Source organism: Rhodoferax sp. (genome assembly GCF_018780565.1).
Taxonomy (GTDB): domain Bacteria; phylum Pseudomonadota; class Gammaproteobacteria; order Burkholderiales; family Burkholderiaceae_C; genus Rhodoferax.
The window spans coordinates 446,173-465,433 of sequence record NZ_JADMJN010000002.1; the positions used below are offsets into that span (position 1 = coordinate 446,173).

The following is a 19,261-nucleotide window of genomic DNA, read 5'->3' on the forward strand; positions in this document are numbered from 1 at the left end:
TCGCTCAGCTGACAAGTGAGCCTTTGCCAAGTTGCTACAGTCGTGCCATGAAAACATTCCAAACCATCTCCGAAGTGGCCGCTCTTGTCGGTCAGGAAGTCGCCGTCAGCGACTGGCTCACCATCACCCAGGAACAGGTCAACCAGTTTGCGCAGGCCACCGGCGACCACCAGTGGATCCATGTAGACGTCGAGAAAGCCAAAGCCGGTCCGTTTGGCGGGCCCATTGCGCACGGGTTTTTGACGCTGTCGCTGATTCCAAGGTTTTTCGAGTCTTCGATGGAGATCGTGGAAACCCGCATGGGCGTGAATTACGGCCTGAACAAGGTGCGTTTCACCTCGCCAGTGCCTGTGGGCAGCCGTCTGCGCGCCCGCATGAAGCTGCTCAAGAGCGAGCCGATCGACAACAACGGTGCCCAGATGACATGGGAAGTTGCCGTTGAACGCGAAGGTTCCGCCAAACCGGTGTGCGTGGCAGAGTCCCTGTCACGGCGCTACCCTTGATCACCAGTTGTTTCTGACGCCCATAAAAAAACCCGCCATGGCGGCGGGTTTTCAGACAAGCGCAAAGGCTTGGCTTACACACTGCGTCCAGACATGAATGCAACCGCCGCTGTCGCGCTTTGCATGGGCAGGGTGCCATTCTTCTTGGCGATCAGGAACTCGTTTCGCACCGCTTCGCGGGTTGTCGTGCTTGGAATGGCCGAGAAGTCAGTAACCTGTGCATCGCTGTTCTGGGGCAAGGCGCCTGCATTTTTGGCTGCCAGGTAGTTGGCCTTCACGGCCTCGCGGGTGGTTGTGCTGGCCATTGCAGCGTAGTCAATGACCTGTGCATCGGCGTTTGGAGAGATTGCGGCGAAGCTGGTGCCTGCGATCAGACCGGTGGCGAGGATCAATGCGGATGCGACAAATTTGGTTTTCATGATGGTTTCCTTCAAAAGTTGATAGACATTCCAGGCAGGGCGGAAATCATTTTTTTCCGATCTGTCTGGCCTCGGTGAGTCGTCTATTTGGTTTCGGCTCATCGATGGGATGAACTTTAGGCCTGTTCCTCACTTTTAAAAACCATACGGTCAGTAATTTACCATTGCTAAAAATGCAATAATTAAAAATACCAATGTAAATTCTTGCGAATATGGATCGACTTTTATCAATGCGGGTGTTCCAGCGGGTGGTCGACGAAGGTGGCTTTGCCGCTGCTGCCCGGGCGATGGACATGTCACCGGCTGGCGTGACCCGCTTGTTTGGTGATCTGGAGCAGCATCTCGGTGCGCGCCTCATGAATCGCACAACCCGCAAACTGGCCCTGACGGATGCGGGGGAGACCTATCTGGTGCGGGTGCGAGGCATCCTGAGCGAAATCGACGATGCCGAGGCGGCGGTGGTCTCCAGCAATCAGGAGATCCAGGGTACGGTTCATGTGCTGACCTCGCCGGTGTTGGCCAGTTATTACCTGGCGCCCCGCATCGCGGCATGGCATGAGCGCTACCCCAAGGTGGCGCTGGAGATTGCGATCGATCCCTTTCCTCAATCCCGGGTGGACGAGTTTGACGTCACTTTCATGGTGGTGGACGAGGGCTACGATGCCAACGTCGTGGCACGGCCCTTGGCCACCAGCGAATGGATTGTGTGTGCCTCGCCGAAATACCTGCAGCGCACTGGAACGCCGCTTGTTCCTCAGGATCTGGCGCAGCGGGAGTATCTGAAGTACCCACGCCAGCAAGTTGGGGGCACCAGCAGCCGGCGTCTTGGCTTGCGCCCCCTGCAGGGGGATGGTGCGTCGGTTGAGGTGGAAATGCGGGAGGTTTTGCAATCCATTAGTTTCGATGTTTTGTGTCGTGCGACGCTCGATGGTGTTGGCATCTCGATCCTGTCGCGGATGCTGGTGTCGCGTTACCTGGCGAGCGGGGAATTGGTGCATCTATTGCCAGACTGGATTTTTGGCCGATTGACGGTCTATGGCGCCGTGCCTTCGCGCAAGCTGATACCGGCTCGCACCCGCGCTTTTCTTGCGTTTGCCAGCGAGCATCTGACGGCCTAGGACGCGTCGGCCGGGTCCCTGCAGCGCAGTGCCGATCCAAAGCCGTTTTGTCGCCATGCTTCAAAAACTGTCACCGCCACGGCGTTGGACAGATTGAGGCTGCGTTGTCCTGCAATCATCGGCAGTTTGATGCCCTGTGCGGGTGCAAACGATTGGCGAACCGCCTCGGAAAGCCCCCTTGTTTCAGAGCCAAAAACCAGCCAGTCCCCTGGTGCAAACTGCACTTCATGCACCCCTCGGGTGGCGCGGGTGGTCAGGGCAAACATGCGATCACGTACCGGTTGTTCAGTATCGAGAAACACCTGCCAGCTGGCATGGCGTTTGAGTTCGGCGTACTCGTGGTAATCCAGTCCCGCACGGCGCATGTGCTTGTCGTCCATTGAAAAACCCAGCGGCTCAATCAAGTGAAGTGTGCAGCCGGTATTGGCCGAGAGACGAATGACGTTGCCGGTGTTGGGCGGAATTTCCGGTTCGACGAGGACGATATGAAACATGGGGTGCTATTGTCCCAGTTTGGTGCCGCGCCTAACTTTCGAAGTCCGTACGAGCAATCACGACACCGGTGATATGCGCCGCGCCGGCCGCCCGCAGTACCCCCGCGGCTGCAAAAAGGGAGGCGCCGCTGGTCATCACATCGTCCACCAGAACCACCCGGGAGCCCTTGACCCGTCCATGACGCAGCGGGTCCAGCGCAAACGCATCCTTGACACTGGTCAGCCGGTCTGCCCTATTGAGTGCACTCTGCGGCGGCGTGTCCTTGATGCGCAGCAACAGGTTTGGGGCGGTCTTGCCGGGTGCGAGTTGCCTGGCCAGCAACAGCGCCTGGTTGAAGCCACGGGTGCGCAACCGGGTCTTTGACAGGGGGATGGGCAGAACCAGATCGGCGGCGTCCAGCGCAGGTTCCACCCATGGGCTACTTCGCAGCAACAAGGCGAAGGCATTGGCATGTCCGGGGTGCTGGTGGAACTTGTAATCAATGATCAGGTCGGCCCAGGGGTAGTCGTACGACACCGCAGTCAGGCAGGCGTCCAGCGCGAGCGGATTCTTGACGCAGGCGCCGCACTGTTTGACGGCCGCAGGCAGTGGCAGCGCACAGGTCTGGCAGCGGGCTTGGGGCTGGGCGAAGCGACTCACACAGGCCTCGCAGAACGGTTGTGCCGGCCAGCGATGGCATACCAGGCACTGGCTGGGCAGCGCATCCAACATCCCTTTGATCCATCCGGCAAACATGGAGTCAATATACTCTGCCGACCAATCCTGCTCGCCATGCCAACCCAGCGTCCCCCAACCATCGACCCATCCGCCGCCAGCCGCTGGCACCATCTGTCTGCGCCGGCCTCACCGTGGCTGCATGAGGAAGTGGCGCGTCGCATGGAAGAGCGACTGGAGTGGATCAAGCTCAAGCCAAAAAGCTGGGCGCACTGGGAACCCTCGCGCGGAGGACTGCAGGCGCATGCCTTGCTGGCCCGACGGTACCCGGAGGCAGACTGCTTTGTGGCCGAGGTGAACGAGGCCAGGATGCAATCCGTTGCGCAGCAGATGCGCAAGCCCTGGTGGCATAAGTCCCGCTGGGTAGATCGACTACCGCGATTCGAGCTTCCGCCTGCCGGCGCGGTTCAAATGCTGTGGGCCAACATGGCCTTGCACATGGCAGCCGATCCTCAAGAGGTGTTGGCACAGTGGCATCGCTCATTGGCGGTGGATGGATTTGTCATGTTTTCCTGCCTGGGTCCGGATACCTTGAAAGAGCTGCGCGGGATTTACCAGGGCCTGGGCTGGCCGTCACCTTCTCATGAATTCACTGACATGCACGACTGGGGAGACATGCTGGTTGCCGCCGGCTTTGCGGAGCCGGTGATGGACATGGAGCGCATCACCTTGACCTTTGACACGCCGCAGCGCCTGCTGGAAGAGTTGCGTGGCTTGGGGCGTAACCTGCATACCCAGCGTTTTCCCGCCCTTCGAGGACGGCTCTGGCGTGATCAATTGCACCAGTCGCTGCAAAGTGCGCCGTTACAGGTGACCTTCGAGGTCATTTATGGGCATGCTTTCAAGCCTTCGCCCCGTCTCAGCATGCGCCCCGAAATGGTTCTTTCATTGGAAGAAATGCGCCAAACCTTGAATCAGCGCAAAACCTATCGCCCCAATCCTTGAGAAAAGGGCTTGACAACGCCAGAACCACCGCAGAGCGTGGGCTACAATCCCCGGCTACAGTTTAGGTGAACGGTTGTTGGTTGAGGTGTGGGCGCTTGCGTGTCCAGTCATCGCGGGTCATTTGGCCAAACCGGAATGGGCGCCCTGTACTGGCAATAGAAATTCGGATGGCACTGCGGGGTGCGTGAGCGCACGCCCGGTTGTCGGGTCAAATTGGGTTAATTTGAGGCAATGAAGAAGTGAACATGATGAAGAGCATTCTCAACAAATTGGCGGCCTCGCTGCTGGCAGCAAGCGCTTGGGCTGGCAGCGTCGCTTTTACAGCGGCGCACGCAGTCAGTGATCTACCCGGTGGACCAGCCGTCAACCAGCTGAATCTGCACCCACCGGTCACCAAGATCGCCGAAGAGCAGGCCTGGCTTCACTGGATGATGCTGATTCTTTGCTCGGTGATCTTCGTGGCGGTTTTCGCCGTGATGTTCTATTCCATCTGGAAACACCGCAAGTCGGCTGGCCACAAGGCAGCTAACTTCCATGAGTCGGTGCTGGTGGAAATCATCTGGACCATCGTCCCCTTCATCATCGTGATTCTGATGGCGTTGCCAGCGACCAAGGTTGTTGTTGCAATGAAGGACACCACCAATGCGGACCTCACCATCAAGGCGACCGGCATGCAGTGGAAGTGGGGTTACGACTACATCAAGGGCGAAGGCGAAGGCATTGGCTTCATTGCTTCCCTGGATAGCACCCAACGGGCCATGTCCGACAACGGCGGTCCCAAAAAGGGAGAGGACGTCAAGGACTACCTGCTCAAGGTGGATAACGCTTTGGTAGTTCCCGTGAACAAGAAAGTCCGCATCATCACAACCGCTACGGACGTGATTCATGCCTGGATGGTGCCTTCCTTTGGCGTCAAACAGGATGCGATTCCCGGTTTTGTGCGTGACACCTGGTTCCGCGCTGAAAAAATCGGCGATTACTATGGTCAATGTGCCGAGTTGTGCGGCAAAGAGCATGCTTACATGCCGATCCACGTGAAGGTGGTTTCCGCTGAGGACTACTCTCAGTGGGTTGCTGGTGAAAAGAAGAAGCTGGCTGCCAAGGCGGATGATCCAACCAAGGTCTGGACGGCAGAGGACATCATCAAGCGTGGTGAGAAAGTCTACGCTGCCAACTGCGCCGCTTGCCACCAGGCCAGCGGCAAGGGCGCTGGCCCGATCAAGCCGCTGGACGGTGCCGCTGTTGTTCTGGATGCTGACAAAGGCAAACAGATCGCGGTGCTGCTGAACGGTCAGAACAATGGTGCCATGCCCGCCTGGAAGCAGCTCAGCGACACTGAAATCGCCGCTGTGATCACGTATACCAAGAACAGCTGGTCCAACAAGACCGGTCAATTGGTTCAGCCGGCTGACATTACTGCAGCGCGCAAATAAGCGTCGCTACCCCGAATACAAGTATTGAGAAGGAAATCCGGATGAGTGCCGTTCTAGACCATCACGATCATGCCCACGACGATCACCACGATCATCATGCGCCCACAGGTTGGCGCCGTTGGGTGTTTGCAACCAATCACAAGGACATTGGTACCTTGTATTTGTTGTTTGCCTTCACGATGTTGATGCTGGGCGGTGTGCTGGCCCTGATTATTCGTGCCGAGCTGTTTCAGCCGGGCCTGCAGATCGTCAATCCTGAGCTGTTCAACCAGCTCACGACCATGCATGGCGTGATCATGGTGTTCGGCGCCATCATGCCGGCCTTCGTCGGTTTTGCGAACTGGATGATCCCCTTGCAAATCGGCGCTGCCGACATGGCCTTTGCCCGCATGAACAACTTCAGCTTCTGGCTGCTGATTCCTGCCGGTTTGATGGTGGCGGGTTCTTTCTTCATGCCAGGCGGTGCCCCCGCAGCTGGCTGGACCTTTTATGCACCATTGACCCTGCAGATGGGTCCCAGCATGGACGCCGGTATTTTTGCGCTGCACATCATGGGTGCAAGTTCCATCATGGGCTCGATCAACATCATCGTGACGATTCTGAACATGCGCGCACCTGGCATGACGCTGATGAAAATGCCCATGTTCTGCTGGACTTGGCTCATTACCGCTTACCTGCTGATCGCCGTGATGCCCGTCTTGGCTGGCGCTATCACCATGACGCTGACAGATCGTCATTTTGGTACCAGCTTCTTCAATCCGGCCGGTGGCGGTGACCCGGTCATGTTTCAGCACATTTTCTGGTTCTTCGGTCACCCTGAGGTGTACATCATGATTTTGCCGGCCTTCGGCATCATCAGCCAGGTAGTTCCCGCCTTTGCCCGCAAGAAGCTGTTCGGCTACGCCTCCATGGTGTATGCGACATCTTCGATTGCGATTTTGAGCTTCATCGTTTGGGCGCACCACATGTTCACCACCGGTATGCCGGTGACAGGGCAGCTGTTCTTCATGTATGCAACGATGCTGATCGCCGTGCCCACGGCTGTGAAGATCTTCAACTGGATCGCCACCATGTGGCAGGGGTCCATGACCTTCGAAACCCCCATGCTGTTTGCTGTGGGTTTCATCTTCGTGTTCACCATCGGTGGATTTACCGGCCTGATTCCTGCCATGGCTCCCATTGACATCCAGTTGCAGGATACCTACTACATCGTGGCGCACTTCCACTATGTGCTGGTGGCGGGTTCGCTGTTTGCCATGTTCTCGGGCTACTACTACTGGGCACCCAAGTGGACCGGTGTGATGTTCAGCGAGACACGGGGCCAGATTCACTTCTGGTGGTCGATGATTGCGTTCAATGTCACCTTCTTCCCCATGCATTTCCTGGGATTGGCCGGCATGCCACGTCGCTACGCTGACTATCCGATGCAGTTCGCCGACTTCAACCTGGTGGCCTCTGTTGGTGCCTTCTTCTTCGGTTTTGCTCAGGTCTACTTCTTCCTGTTCATTGTGTTGCCTGCCATGCGCGGCAAGGGTGAGAAGGCTCCTCAGCGTCCTTGGAACGATGCCGATGGCGCCGGTGCTGAAGGCCTGGAGTGGGAAGTTGCGTCCCCCGCGCCGTTCCATACCTTTGAAACACCGCCCAAGCTGGATGCGACCGCGACCAAGGTCATTGGCTGATTGTTGAACATGACACCTGAACAAAAGAAATCCAACCTGAAAACCGGACTGATCCTGGCATCGGTGGTTTTGGTATTTTTTGTTGGATTTATGGTCAAAATGGCAGTGCTGAGCAGGTAGAGCATGGATCTGCGGCGCGAAAATATCCGAATGGTGGGCAAACTGGTCGTTGTAGCGGCGGGGATGTTCGCGTTCGGGTATGCACTGGTGCCGATTTACAAGGCGATCTGCGAGATGACGGGTATCAATGTGCTGGCATTGGGGGATCGCAATATCCCCGGTGCCACGGCCACCTTGCCTGCCAATACCCAGGTTGACACCAGTCGGACCATCACTGTGGAGTTTGACGCCAACTCGCGCGGACCCTGGGAATTCAAGCCAGCCCAACGATCGCTTCAGGTTCATCCTGGCGAGCTGGCGACGGTGATGTATGAGTTTCAAAACGTACAGAACCGGCGGATGTCTGCACAGGCGATCCCGAGCTATGCGCCACAGCAGGCGAGTACACACTTCAACAAGCTGGAGTGTTTTTGCTTTAACCAGTACACGCTGGAGGCCGGCGAGAAAAAGTCCTGGCCGGTGGTTTTTGTGATCGATCCCAAGTTGTCCAAGGATGTGAAGACGATCACGCTGTCGTACACATTCTTTGAAGTGGGTGGCAAGACGCCGCCCGCACCTGTGGCCAATGTCCAGGGGCGTGGTGTGACGGGAGCAGGTGCTTGAATAAAGATGACGCCAAGGGTCCTGAGCACGTGGGATCTTCGTTCCTGCGTAGCATCCAGATGGTGGGCTGGTCGTTTTTTGGAATCAGAAAAGGCAGTGAATCCCAGGCTGACATGGCCCGGGTCAACCCATTTCATATCATTGCAGTGGGCATTGCCGGAGCCGTTATTTTTGTAGTTGGTTTGATAGTGCTGGTGAACTGGGTTGTGGCCAAATAAGGCCCCTTTGTGCACCTGAAATAGATTGATGAGAACTGGAAGGAATGAAGCTGAAATGAGTTCAACAACACACGGTACAACCCCGCACTACTTTGTGCCCAATCCGTCGCGGCATCCTGTATTGGCCTCATTTGGTCTGCTGTGCGTCTTTTTTGGCGCCGGGCAATGGATCAATGGTTCGGACTGGGGCAAGTATCTGCTTGCCTTTGGCATGTTGTGGTTTTTGGTCGTGCTGTTCCAGTGGTTCAGCGAGTCGGTCGGCGAGAGCGAGAGTGGTCAGTACGGTCACAAGATCGACATTTCTTACCGTTGGAGCATGAGCTGGTTCATTTTTTCGGAAGTGATGTTCTTCGGCGCATTTTTCACAGCCCTGTGGTGGGCGCGAGCCCATTCGGTGCCTGCTCTCGGTAGCCTGGACAACGCCTTGCTCTGGCCTGATTTCAAGGCGGTATGGCCCAGTGTCGCGGCCGGTGTGACCGGATCACCTGCCGGCATCGTGGAACCCTTCACGACCATGGGCCCCTTCTGGTTGCCCACCATCAATACGGCTTTGCTGTTGACATCCGGCGTCACACTGACCATTGCGCACCATGCACTGATCGGCGGCAATCGGGGCAAGACGATTGCGTTCATGTGGCTGACCGTGCTGTTGGGCGTGACCTTTCTGGGCGTGCAGGGATACGAGTATTACCATGCTTACACCGCTTACAACCTGAAGCTGACTTCAGGCATTTTTGGTTCGACCTTTTTCATGCTGACCGGCTTCCACGGTTTCCACGTGTTCGTGGGTATGTTGATGCTGCTGTTTATTACTCTGCGCCTGCAAAAGGGTCATTTCACCGCTGAGCGCCATTTCGGCTTTGAAGGTGCTGCCTGGTATTGGCACTTTGTGGACGTGGTGTGGCTCGGTTTGTACATCCTGGTTTACTGGATGTAAGCGGTCAAACTACCCCCCCCCAAAAAAAAAGGCACCGCAAGCGGTGCCTTTTTGATTGCTGGGGTTGATCTGATGCTCACTGTCCTGGCGCGATTCCGGTTGGTTGGATGTAACCCAGTTTCCAGGCCAGCAGGACACAGGCAAAAAGAAGAATCGAGATGCCAACCCGCATCGCCAATGCCCATGCCATTTTGTTGCTTCCTGAATTCCCGTCAGGATTGCGCCGCAGCATGAAAAACAAAGCGGTGCCCAAACTGCCAATGATGGCGATAAATGCAAGAATGACCAAATACTTCATGGAACGGATTATCTCGTGACTTCACGCTGGAAGTTCTGGTTGATCACGGTGGCGGCTTTGTTGTCCATCGCTGTGACGTCTGCCTTGGGGTGCTGGCAATTGTCGCGTGCGGCCCAGAAGGAGGCTGTGCAGGCGGACATCGACGCCAAGGCGGCCATGCCCCGGCTTGATGGCCCGGCGCTTGGCGCACGATCTGATCCGACCTCTGAGCTCCACCGTGGCGTCAGCTTGCGCGGTCACTGGATGCCGCAGTGGACTATTTTTCTGGACAATCGTCTGATGAACGGCAAGGTGGGTCTGTATGTGATGACCCCCCTGCAGCTAGAGGGGGGGAGCGGTGTGATCCTGGTCCAGCGCGGCTGGGTGGCCCGGAATTTTGTTGATCGCGCCAGTGTGCCAACCATTGAAACATCGACCGCCCTGGTCGACATTCAGGGGCGCATTGCCCCGCCGCCATCCAAGTTATACGAGCTTGGTGGCCCGGAACGTGGGCTGATCCGGCAAAATCTCGACCTGGCGCATTTTCGCGCAGAAACCGGTTTGTCCTTGCCTCCTGTGGTGGTGAAGCAAATCGGCATGCCCAGTGAGGGTTTGCTGCGTGAGTGGCCGCTTGCCAACCTGGGTGTCGACAAGAATTATGGTTATGCTTTCCAATGGTTCGGACTCAGTGGTCTGATCGCAATCCTTTATGTCTGGTTTCAAATTGTTAGACGATTCATCTACCCGCGGCGTGCCTGACGCTTCTTCCGACCAGCCTTTGGGTTTAACCGTTCATTCGATGCCGAACCCGCAAGGTGTTGCGCAGGATCTCGCCCGGCGCACGGGCAGTGGCCGCTGGAAAATGCTGTTGCTCTTCCTGGTCTGTCTGGCGCCCATCGTGGCGTCCTACTTCACCTATTACGTGGTGCGGCCGGAGGGGAGGCGCAACTTTGGCGAATTGATCAGCGAGCAGCGCCCTCTGCCTGATCTGGCGGGCGTGAACCTGAGTTCCCAGGCTGGCAACCTGAAGGCGCTTCATGGCCAGTGGCTTTTGTTGAGCGTGGCGGGCGGCGAGTGCAACGAGAGTTGCAGCCGCAACCTCTACCTGCAGCGTCAGTTGCGCGAGAGTCTGGGCAAGGAGAAGGACCGTGTCGATTGGGTCTGGTTGATTTCAGACGATACCCCGGTGCCTGACAAATTGCTGCCCGTGCTGAAAGAGGCGACGGTACTGCGCGTTCCCCTGCGTGGCTTGTCCGATTGGCTGGTGCCTGCCAGTGGCCAGCAACTTGCCGATCATCTGTACCTGGTGGACCCTATGGGCAATTGGATGATGCGATTCCCCCCGAACCTGGATATTTCCAGTGCCGCCAAGGTCAAACGGGATCTGGAGCGGCTGTTGCGCGCCTCGGCCTCGTGGGACAAGGCCGGGCGGGCCGTGTCGGCAGACGCCGGCAAATAGGATCGGCGATCATGGCATCTCTCTACGATCTTTCGCCACTGGTGCGCATGATGCTGGTGGGCCTGCTGCTGGCCCTTGGGCCCCTGGGCTGGATCTGGCTGCGCAACCGCCACGCCACACCGCTGCGTCGCCTGCAGGCCCTCACTCTCTTGACGCTGTTTCTGACTTTCGATCTGGTCCTGTTTGGTGCTTTTACCCGCTTGACGGACTCGGGCCTGGGATGCCCCGACTGGCCGGGTTGCTATGGCAATGCCAGTCCGATGGGCGCCAGCGACCACATCGCGGCAGCGCAAACCGCCATGCCGACGGGTCCGGTGACCCACGGCAAGGCCTGGGTTGAAATGATTCACCGCTATTTGGCGACCAGTGTTGGCGTGCTGATTTTGGTGCTGACGGTGGCGGCCTGGATGAGCACCAGGACGCAAGGCCGGGGGAGCAAGCGCAATGCCCCAGGTCCCTGGTTGCCTACCTTGACTTTGGTGTGGGTGTGCGTTCAAGGTGCTTTTGGCGCCTTGACGGTCACCATGAAGCTGTTTCCCGCCATCGTCACGCTGCATCTGCTGGGTGGCCTGGTCTTGCTGGCGCTGCTCTGCTTGCAAGTCGTACGCGCCATGCAGTTGGAGAGCGGTGTGGCCCCGACCGCTGTGACGCCGGGTTTGCGATGGCTGCTATGGCTGTCTGCCGCTTTGCTCGGGCTGCAGCTTGCCCTGGGTGGCTGGGTCAGCACCAACTATGCGGTACTGGCCTGTACTGATTTTCCGACCTGTCAGGGCAGCTGGTGGCCGCTGATGGATTTCTCGCAAGGCTTTGAGATCTGGCGCGAGTTGGGGCTCACCAAGGCAGGCGAACACATTGGTTTTGCGGCATTGACGGCGATTCACTATGTGCATCGCCTGATGGCATTCCTTGTTCTGGCCCTGCTGGGCCTGCTGGCCTGGCGACTGAACCGTGTGCCGGCGCTGCGCACCCAGTCGCGCTGGATGGCCGTGCTGATCAGTTTGCAACTCATGACCGGCTTGAGTAACGTGGTGCTGGATTGGCCTTTGGTGGCTGCTGTCTTGCATACCGGCGGCGCAGGCGCGCTGGTGATGGTCATCACCTGGGCTCTGGCCGCAAGCCGCACTCGGACCGCCAATCCGGCTTCACCTGTCCCTGAATCCCCTGAATCGAGACTCCCCGCATGAGTGCCAACTTGTCCCCTGCTCCGCTGTCCGTGTTGCGGCAGTTCTATGCCCTGACCAAGCCGCGCGTGGTCCAACTGATTGTGTTCTGTGCGCTCATCGGCATGGTGCTGGCAGTTCCCGGCGTGCCCACCTGGGCCGAGGTGCGTCTCGGGCTGATAGCGTGTGCGGGCATCTGGCTGGTCGCCGGTGCGGCGGCAGCTTTCAACTGCATTGTCGAAAAAGGCATCGATGCCAAAATGAAACGCACTGCCTGGCGTCCTACGGCCCAAGGCGAACTCGGCGACCGCCAGACCCTGCTGTTCTCCGCCGTGCTGTGCGCGACCGGCTCGGCGCTGCTGTACCTGTGGGTTAACCCGCTGACCATGTGGTTGACCTTTGCCACGTTTGTGGGTTATGCGGTGGTTTACACCGTGATTCTCAAACCCCTCACGCCACAAAACATCGTGATTGGCGGCGCCTCGGGCGCCATGCCGCCCGTGCTGGGATGGGCGGCCATGGCGGGCAATGTGGGCCCCGAAGCCCTGATCCTGTTTTTGATCATTTTCCTGTGGACCCCGCCGCATTTCTGGGCCCTGGCGCTGTACCGTGTGGAAGACTATCGCAAGGCTGGCCTGCCCATGCTGCCCGTTACGCATGGCAATGAATTCACCCGCTTGATGGTCCTGCTGTACACCTTCATCCTGTTTGCCGTGTGCCTGATGCCCTACATCTACGGCATGAGTTCCTGGATCTACCTCATTGCCGCGCTGGGCTTGAGTTTCGGGTTTTGCCTGTATGCCTTCCGGCTGTGGCGCAACTACTCGGATGAGCTGGCGCGCAAGACCTTTCGCTTCTCGCTCATTCACCTCAGCGTGCTGTTTGCCGCCTTGCTGGTGGACCACTACGCACTGTGACCAGGACGCTCATGAACAAACGAAATGCTCTTCAATTTATAGCTGCTGGTGCAATGACGGCGCTGGCTTTGGGCGCTATTTCTGCCTGCTCTGAAAAGAAGCCGGGTTTCGCCAGCATCGACCTCACAGGGGCCGACTATGCCCGCGACTTTGCCCTGACCGACCACAACGGCCAAGCGCGCAGTATCAAGGACTTCGCGGGCAAGGTGGTCGTGCTGTTCTTTGGCTACACCCAATGCCCTGATGTGTGCCCCACCTCCATGAGCGAACTGGCCGAGGTCAAGAAGCTGCTGGGCAAGGAGGGTGAGCGTCTGCAGGGATTGTTCGTCACGGTGGACCCCCAGCGCGATACGCCTGAGGTTCTGAAAGCTTACATGGGCAACTTTGACCCCACGTTTCTGGCCCTGTACGGTACGCCCGATAAGCTGGAAGCACTGGCCAAGGAATACAAGGTGTACTTCAAAAAGGTGGAGGGCAAAACCCCCACCAGTTACACCATGGACCACTCGGCCGGCAGCTATGTGTATGACACCCAGGGCAAGCTGCGCCTGTACACCCGCTATGGCACCGGCCCGCAGGCGCTGGCTGCGGACATCAAGCTTTTGCTGAACCCCTGATAGGGATGAACCACATCCAGTCGCTGCTGGGGCGCAAGGGCGCGGCGCGCATCGCGCTGATTCCGCCTGCGGTGCTGGATGCGCTGAATGAGGGTTTGATCGAAACCGTTAACCTCAACGAGTTTTTGGCCATCGACCTGGCGCACCTGGCCCGCAGCGTGGCGGCCCAGGTTGGACTCGACGACCGGCATGAACGCCTGAGCGATACCCTGGCCATGCTGGATGCCTTCAAGCCGATGAAGCGCCATTTGCACGTGGCCCGTGCCTTGTACGACATGACGGCCGAGCACCCGCAGCGCGACGCCGTGGCCCACCGCTTGGCCAGCCACACCAGCGATGTGGCCCGCTGCTGGGCCGCGCAATGGCTCATGTTCTCGGGCTTGAATTTGCCCGACAAGCTGCACGCGGTGCGGCGCTTTGCGGCAGACCGCCACTTTGGTGTGCGTGAGATCGCCTGGATGGCCGTGCGCGATGACCTGGTGGCCGCGCTGGACCCCGGCTTGGCACTGCTGCAGCCTTGGGTGCGGGACGGTGATGCGAACATACGCCGCTTTGCCAGCGAAGCCACCCGCCCGCGCGGCGTGTGGTGCGCGCAGATAGAGGCCCTCAAGCAGGAGCCCTGGCGTGCTGTGGGCTTACTGGAGCCGCTGCGCGCAGACCCCAGCCGCTATGTGCAGAACTCGGTGGCCAACTGGCTCAACGATGCCAGCAAGTCGCAAGCCGCCTGGGTGAGCCAGCTGTGCGAGCGCTGGCGCGACGAATCGGATTTGCCGCAGACGCGCTACATTGTTCAGCGGGCCCTGCGGACGCTATCGAAATAATAGCTGGTTAATAAGTTGCGACTGAGGCGTGGTGCCGATCTATTGACTATTCCACCTTGATGCCACGCTGTGCAATCACGCCGCCGAGCACGCGCGTGTCCTCCTTGATGCGGGTCGCTAGCCCCTCAGCCGAGGTTCCGGCGACCTGCCAGCCTTGCTGAAAGAGCTTTTGACGAATGTCGGGCGAGCGGGCGATTTCGCTGAGCAGGGCTGACAGTCTTTGCACATGGGCCGCCGGCATGGCAGCCGGTGCCGCTGCTGCGTTCCAGATCTCCAATTGAAAATTCTTGACGCCGCCCTCAGCCAAACTCGGGATGTTGGGCGCCAGGGCACTGCGGCCAGCAGAGCTCAGGCCCAGGGCCTTGAGTTTGCCAGCGCGCACTTGCGCCGTGGCCAGGCCCGGGGGCAGCAGCGCCAGCTGCAGCTGGCCACCCATCATGGCAGTGATGACCTGCGGGTTGCCAGGGTAGGGCACATGCACCGCGCGCAGTTGGGTTTGCGCCATCAAGAGTTCCATGCCGATGTGCGCCATGGTGCCCACCCCCGGTGTGCCATAGCTCCAGTGATCGCCCGCTTGTTGTCCCGCTCGCAGGAACTCGTTGGCGTTGTTGCCCGGTGCGCCCGCAGGGGCCGCCAGCACCAACGGTGCCGTGGCGATCAGGCTGATGGGCTGGAAGTCGCGCGCTGGGTCAAACGGTGTTTTGGGGTTGAGCAGCTTGGCAATCGTCAGGTTGCCGTTGATCATGATCCCGATGGTGTGTCCGTCAGTGGCCTTGGCCACCACATCGGCGGCGATGTTGCCGCTGGCACCGGGCCGGTTGTCCACCAGCACGGGTTGCCCCAGTGCTTTGGACAGGGGTTCGGCCAACGTGCGCGCCACCAGGTCCGGCGAAGAGCCGCCCGGAAACCCGACCACGATGCGCAGTGGGTGCGTGGGCCAAGTGGGCGCAGACCTGGTGCTGGTTTGGCTGTATGCCCTCGTAGATATTAGGCATATTGCTATGATTAGTGTAGCTATTGGCAGCGGATGGCGTGGCATGACGGGATGGGGCAGTTGGAGCACGCCAACCGAAGTGCGCGTGCGTAAGTGCTTCTGATTGTCCCGCATAAAAAAGCCTCCGAGGTCATCACCGTCGGAGGCTTGGGTACCGTGCGCTTTTTCGAACCCGTTACATCAGGCGTATTCGGCCAGCGTCTTCTTCATCTTCTTCATGGCCGCCACTTCGATCTGGCGAATACGCTCGGCGCTCACACCGTACTCGGCTGCCAAATCGTGCAGCGTCATGCCGCCTGAGTTGTCGTCGTTGACCTTGAGCCAGCGCTCTTCCACGATACGGCGGCTGCGCGGGTCCAGCGCTTCCAGTGCCGTGGCAATGCCGTCGCTGGCCAGCACGTCGCGCTGGTGGGCTTCGATCATGGCCGTAGGCTCATGGCGGGTATCGGTCAGGTAGGCAATGGGGCCAAAGGCATCTTCACCGTCATCAGAGGGGCTGGGGTCCAGCAGCACGTCGCCGCCGGAAAGCCGGGTTTCCATCTCGATCACTTCTTCGCGCTTGACCTTGAGCTCACGCGCCATCGCGTCAATCTGCTCCTCGTTCAGGGTTTCGCGGTGGGTGCCGGTATCGGCGGCTGCGTCATCGGACTTGTAGCGCTGTTTCATCGAGCGCAGGTTAAAGAACAGCTTGCGCTGGGCCTTGGTGGTCGCCACCTTGACCATGCGCCAGTTCTTCAGGATGTACTCGTGAATCTCGGCCTTGATCCAATGCATGGCATAGCTCACCAAGCGCACGCCCTGATCCGGGTCGAAGCGTTTGACGGCCTTCATGAGGCCAACGTTACCTTCCTGGATCAGATCGCCGTGCGGCAAACCGTAGCCCAGGTACTGGCGCGAGATGGATACCACCAGACGCAGGTGGGAGAGCACCAGCTTGCCCGCGGCATCCAGGTCATTGTCCAGCCTGAACTTGCGCGAGAACTCCTGCTCTTCCTCCAGCGTGAGCATGGGCAAACGATTGGCTGCCGAGATATAGGCATCCAGATTGCCCAATGAAGGTACCAGCGACCACGGATTGCCTACCGTCAACGCAGCACCTGAAACTCCAGTTTGATAAGACATACCAGAACTCCTTGTTGTCATATTTTGAATATTAGCACTCTCTTCGATGGAGTGCTAAAGCGAAAGTTCAATTGTGGTGATAGAGATATTTGATATTTGACACGGCAAGTTCAAATCCCGTAGAATTCCACTCTAGAGTAACAATCTAATTTTGGCATGATACACGCCCCTGCTCAGACCCAGACGACCCGCGATGCCCTGATGACAGCCGCTTTGGCAGTGTTTGAGGCACAGGGGTTTGAGCGCGCCACGGTCGCCTCCATCTGCCGCGCCAGTGGTGTGTCCAATGGCAGTTTTTTTCACGCCTTTGCATCCAAGGAGGCCTTGGGTGCCGCCTTGTTCGTGGATGCCCTGACCCGTTACCACGACGCCTTGCTGGCAGCCCTCCATGGCGGGCCAGGGGCTGCCCACGGTGTGCAGGCACTGATCACCGCCCATTTGAACTGGGTCGTGACCCAACGCCCCTGGTCGCGGCTCTTGTTCGAGCAGGCGCGCGCCGACTGGCTGGTTCACATCCGCCCCCAGCAGCGCCAGAGCAACGAGGCGCTGCGCCATGGCATCCACGTATGGCGGGCACCGCTGGTGGCCGCGGGCCAGCTTGTGGCCATGCCCGACCTTTTGTTTTTCAGCCAGCTCATCGGTCCAGCGCAAATGCTGTGCCGCATCTGGCTGGCTGACAGCGAAGCCACCGACCCGCGTGAATTTGCCCAGGAGCTTGTGACCTGCGCTGTTCGCGCGCTTGTTCTTGTCACACCCACCACGGAAGGAATCCCATCATGATCATCGACGCCTGGGGCCAGCACCCAACTTTGCGCCACAGCCAGGACCCCATCTTTGACTCGTTGCGGCGCTGGACCAAGGCAGATGTGCCCACTCACGCTTTGCCGGTGGCCAGCACGCTGGCTGCCATGGACCAGGGCGGGGTGGACAAGATGCTCAGCAGCGCCTGGATCGCCCCGCACCATGTGATGATTTCCAACGATGAGGTGGCCGATTTTGTGGCGCAGTCGCACGGGCGGCTGGTGGGTGTGGGCTCGGCGGACCTCTCCAGGCCGATGTCGGCGGTGCGTGAGATACGGCGCTGTGTGGAGGTCTTGGGATTCAAGGCCATTCGCATCCTGCCCTGGCTGTGGGAGTTGCCCCCGACGGATCGACGCTTTTACCCGGTGTACGCCGCCTGCTGCGAACTGGGCGTGCCGTTTTGCACCCAGATCGGCCACACAGGCCCGCTGATGCCTTCGGAGCCGGGCCGCCCGGTCTATCTGGATCAGGTGGCGCTGGACTTTCCGGAACTGGTGATCGTCGCCGGGCACATCGGCTACCCGCGGACCGATGAAGCCATTGCGGTGGCCACCAAGCATGAAAACGTCTACATCGACACCTCGGCCTACACGGTGGGTCGCTACCCGCCTGAGCTGGTGGCCTTCATGAAGTCGCACGGCAAGCGCAAGGTTCTGTTTGGCACCAACTACCCGATGATCACGCCGCAAAAAGCACTGGAAGGGCTGGAGAAGCTGGGTCTGGATGATGCGGCCAAGGCGCTGTTTCTGGGCGGCAATGCGCAGCGGGTGTTCAATTTACAGGGATGAGTCTGAAGACGATCTGCGGGTAGACTCGAATCCTCCCCGTCATGCCGGGGCGCCATGTTTAACCAGACTGACTGCGTATGACCCAGGCTCCCCCCTCGATGCGATCCCCCCGCTTTGTACAACTGCATCAGCACGATGAAGCGAGTGTGCGTGCCGAGTTGGCTGCAGGTTTGCTGGCCAGCGCTCCATTCACCCATCCCAAGTACCTGTACGACGCACTCGGCTCCCGGCTGTTTGCCGCCATCACCGAGTTGGCGGAGTACTACCCCACCCGTACCGAGGCGGCCATCTTCGCGCGGCATGCGTCTGACATGGCCACCTTCATTCCAGCGGGTATGACCCTGGTGGACCTGGGTGCGGGCAACTGCGAAAAGGCGGCCCGCCTGTTTGAGGTGTTGAGTCCTTCGCGCTATGTGGCAGTGGATATTTCGGTGTCGTTTTTGCAGAAAGCCCTGCAGTGCCTTCAGCGTGAGCATCCGGGTCTGGACATGGTGGGGGTGGGCATCGATTTCTCGAGTCAACTGAGGCTGCCGTCAGAAACCGGCGAGGGCCCGCGGCTGGTGTTTTACCCTGGATCGAGCATCGGCAATTTCACCCCCGCCGAGGCGCTCGCATTCCTGCGGCAGGTTCGTCAGGCGAGCCAGGGCGGCGGCTTGTTGATTGGTGTCGATCTGGTGAAGCCGCTCACTGTGCTGGAGCCGGCTTACGATGATGCGCTGGGCGTGACTTCAGCCTTCAATCTCAACATGCTGCTGCACATCAACCATCTGCTGGGCAGTGATTTTGATGTGAGGCATTGGCGCCACCGTGCGCTTTACAGCGTGGAGAAAGCCCGCATCGAGATGCATCTTGACGCTGTGCAGGACGTGATGGTGCGCTGGCCCGGGGCGCAGCGCCGCTTCATGCGCGGTGAAAGCATCCACACTGAAAATTCGTATAAATACACCCCGCAGCAGTTTGAAGCCCTGCTGCGTGAAGCGGGTTTTTCTTCGGTGCGCCAATGGCGCGATACGCAGGATTGGTTCGCAGTGTTTCTCGCGCAAGACGCAGCCAATTCACAGGCTGGCGGACAAGCACAAGGACGAGACAATGCAAAAAATTGACGATTCATCCAGGGCGGT

The 19,261-nt window shown here is 59.0% G+C and carries 24 protein-coding genes; 18 read left to right on the plus strand and 6 right to left on the minus strand.

From position 1 onward, the window contains the following. Positions 1-47 precede the first annotated feature (47 nt). On the plus strand, positions 48-503 hold the full coding sequence (locus tag IV109_RS02540) for a MaoC family dehydratase (protein ID WP_296691648.1): 456 nt from the start codon (positions 48-50) through the stop codon (positions 501-503). 74 nt (positions 504-577) lie between these two features. Here IV109_RS02540 and IV109_RS02545 read toward each other — a convergent pair whose 3' ends face one another. Next, a complete protein-coding gene (locus tag IV109_RS02545; protein WP_296691650.1) occupies positions 578-922 on the minus strand; it encodes a DUF4148 domain-containing protein in 345 nt (114 codons plus the stop codon). A gap of 212 nt (positions 923-1,134) precedes the next feature. Here IV109_RS02545 and IV109_RS02550 point away from each other — a divergent pair, with 212 nt between their 5' ends. Continuing rightward, complete coding sequence (locus tag IV109_RS02550; RefSeq protein WP_296691651.1) at positions 1,135-2,040, plus strand: LysR family transcriptional regulator; 906 nt, start codon at positions 1,135-1,137, stop codon at positions 2,038-2,040. Here IV109_RS02550 and IV109_RS02555 read toward each other — a convergent pair. After that, complete coding sequence (locus IV109_RS02555) at positions 2,037-2,534, minus strand: tRNA (cytidine(34)-2'-O)-methyltransferase (RefSeq protein WP_296691653.1); 498 nt, start codon at positions 2,532-2,534, stop codon at positions 2,037-2,039. The genes IV109_RS02550 and IV109_RS02555 overlap by 4 nt on opposite strands. A gap of 31 nt (positions 2,535-2,565) precedes the next feature. Further along, positions 2,566-3,270 (minus strand): ComF family protein, encoded by a 705-nt coding sequence (locus IV109_RS02560; protein ID WP_296691655.1) that lies wholly within the window; start codon positions 3,268-3,270, stop codon positions 2,566-2,568. Positions 3,271-3,306: 36 nt separating this feature from the next. Here IV109_RS02560 and IV109_RS02565 point away from each other — a divergent pair, with 36 nt between their 5' ends. The 7 genes from IV109_RS02565 to IV109_RS02595 all read left to right on the plus strand — a co-directional run bounded on the left by IV109_RS02565 (position 3,307) and on the right by IV109_RS02595 (position 9,184). After that, the gene (locus IV109_RS02565; protein WP_296691658.1) at positions 3,307-4,194 is read left to right on the plus strand and encodes a biotin synthase; all 888 of its coding nucleotides are present in this window, start codon (positions 3,307-3,309) and stop codon (positions 4,192-4,194) included. 248 nt (positions 4,195-4,442) lie between these two features. After that, positions 4,443-5,627 carry a cytochrome c oxidase subunit II gene (coxB, locus tag IV109_RS02570; protein ID WP_296692499.1) on the plus strand — a complete coding sequence of 395 codons (1,185 nt, stop codon included), beginning with the start codon at positions 4,443-4,445 and terminating at the stop codon, positions 5,625-5,627. A 41-nt stretch (positions 5,628-5,668) separates the two neighbouring features. Beyond that, positions 5,669-7,306 (plus strand): cytochrome c oxidase subunit I, encoded by a 1,638-nt coding sequence (gene ctaD, locus IV109_RS02575; protein WP_296691661.1) that lies wholly within the window; start codon positions 5,669-5,671, stop codon positions 7,304-7,306. Positions 7,307-7,315: 9 nt separating this feature from the next. Next, positions 7,316-7,426, plus strand: a complete 111-nt coding sequence (locus tag IV109_RS02580) for a cytochrome oxidase small assembly protein (protein ID WP_296691664.1) — start codon at positions 7,316-7,318, stop codon at positions 7,424-7,426. A gap of 3 nt (positions 7,427-7,429) precedes the next feature. Beyond that, positions 7,430-8,029 (plus strand): cytochrome c oxidase assembly protein, encoded by a 600-nt coding sequence (locus tag IV109_RS02585; RefSeq protein WP_296691666.1) that lies wholly within the window; start codon positions 7,430-7,432, stop codon positions 8,027-8,029. After that, entirely contained in the window at positions 8,026-8,247 is a 222-nt protein-coding gene (locus tag IV109_RS02590; RefSeq protein WP_296691667.1) for a DUF2970 domain-containing protein, read from the plus strand. Before IV109_RS02585 ends, IV109_RS02590 begins: the two co-directional genes overlap by 4 nt. Positions 8,248-8,302: 55 nt before the next feature. Continuing rightward, positions 8,303-9,184: a cytochrome c oxidase subunit 3 gene (locus IV109_RS02595; protein WP_296691669.1), complete on the plus strand. Its 882-nt coding sequence runs from the start codon at positions 8,303-8,305 to the stop codon at positions 9,182-9,184. A gap of 76 nt (positions 9,185-9,260) precedes the next feature. On the opposite strand, the gene IV109_RS02600 is transcribed toward IV109_RS02595, so the two are convergent. After that, positions 9,261-9,482, minus strand: coding sequence for a twin transmembrane helix small protein (locus IV109_RS02600; protein WP_296691671.1), 222 nt, complete (start codon positions 9,480-9,482; stop codon positions 9,261-9,263). A gap of 15 nt (positions 9,483-9,497) precedes the next feature. Between IV109_RS02600 and IV109_RS02605 the strand changes: the two genes are divergently transcribed. Genes IV109_RS02605 through IV109_RS02630 form a run of 6 tightly spaced genes read left to right on the plus strand, consistent with a single transcriptional unit; the run spans position 9,498 to position 14,435 of the window. Beyond that, positions 9,498-10,220 (plus strand): SURF1 family protein, encoded by a 723-nt coding sequence (locus tag IV109_RS02605; RefSeq protein ID WP_296691673.1) that lies wholly within the window; start codon positions 9,498-9,500, stop codon positions 10,218-10,220. 40 nt (positions 10,221-10,260) lie between these two features. Beyond that, on the plus strand, positions 10,261-10,920 hold the full coding sequence (locus IV109_RS02610) for a hypothetical protein (protein WP_366834220.1): 660 nt from the start codon (positions 10,261-10,263) through the stop codon (positions 10,918-10,920). An 11-nt stretch (positions 10,921-10,931) separates the two neighbouring features. Continuing rightward, positions 10,932-12,104, plus strand: coding sequence for a heme A synthase (locus IV109_RS02615; protein ID WP_296691679.1), 1,173 nt, complete (start codon positions 10,932-10,934; stop codon positions 12,102-12,104). Continuing rightward, positions 12,101-12,997 carry a heme o synthase gene (cyoE, locus tag IV109_RS02620; RefSeq protein ID WP_296691683.1) on the plus strand — a complete coding sequence of 299 codons (897 nt, stop codon included), beginning with the start codon at positions 12,101-12,103 and terminating at the stop codon, positions 12,995-12,997. The genes IV109_RS02615 and cyoE overlap by 4 nt, the downstream gene beginning before the upstream one ends. 11 nt (positions 12,998-13,008) lie before the next feature. Beyond that, positions 13,009-13,614, plus strand: coding sequence for an SCO family protein (locus tag IV109_RS02625; protein WP_296691685.1), 606 nt, complete (start codon positions 13,009-13,011; stop codon positions 13,612-13,614). A gap of 5 nt (positions 13,615-13,619) precedes the next feature. Next, positions 13,620-14,435, plus strand: a complete 816-nt coding sequence (locus IV109_RS02630; protein ID WP_296691686.1) for a DNA alkylation repair protein — start codon at positions 13,620-13,622, stop codon at positions 14,433-14,435. A 46-nt stretch (positions 14,436-14,481) separates the two neighbouring features. Here the strand turns inward: IV109_RS02630 and IV109_RS02635 are convergent, their stop codons facing one another. Further along, on the minus strand, positions 14,482-15,474 hold the full coding sequence (locus tag IV109_RS02635) for a tripartite tricarboxylate transporter substrate binding protein (protein WP_296691689.1): 993 nt from the start codon (positions 15,472-15,474) through the stop codon (positions 14,482-14,484). 135 nt (positions 15,475-15,609) lie between these two features. After that, positions 15,610-16,551 (minus strand): RNA polymerase sigma factor RpoH, encoded by a 942-nt coding sequence (gene rpoH / locus IV109_RS02640; RefSeq protein ID WP_296691691.1) that lies wholly within the window; start codon positions 16,549-16,551, stop codon positions 15,610-15,612. A 156-nt stretch (positions 16,552-16,707) separates the two neighbouring features. Between rpoH and IV109_RS02645 the strand changes: the two genes are divergently transcribed. The 3 genes from IV109_RS02645 to egtD all read left to right on the plus strand — a co-directional run bounded on the left by IV109_RS02645 (position 16,708) and on the right by egtD (position 19,243). Further along, positions 16,708-17,331, plus strand: coding sequence for a TetR/AcrR family transcriptional regulator (locus IV109_RS02645; protein WP_296691693.1), 624 nt, complete (start codon positions 16,708-16,710; stop codon positions 17,329-17,331). After that, positions 17,328-18,140 carry an amidohydrolase family protein gene (locus IV109_RS02650; RefSeq protein ID WP_296691694.1) on the plus strand — a complete coding sequence of 271 codons (813 nt, stop codon included), beginning with the start codon at positions 17,328-17,330 and terminating at the stop codon, positions 18,138-18,140. The genes IV109_RS02645 and IV109_RS02650 overlap by 4 nt, the downstream gene beginning before the upstream one ends. 98 nt (positions 18,141-18,238) lie before the next feature. Continuing rightward, positions 18,239-19,243, plus strand: a complete 1,005-nt coding sequence (gene egtD, locus IV109_RS02655) for an L-histidine N(alpha)-methyltransferase (protein ID WP_296691695.1) — start codon at positions 18,239-18,241, stop codon at positions 19,241-19,243. The last annotated feature ends 18 nt before the right edge of the window (positions 19,244-19,261 follow it).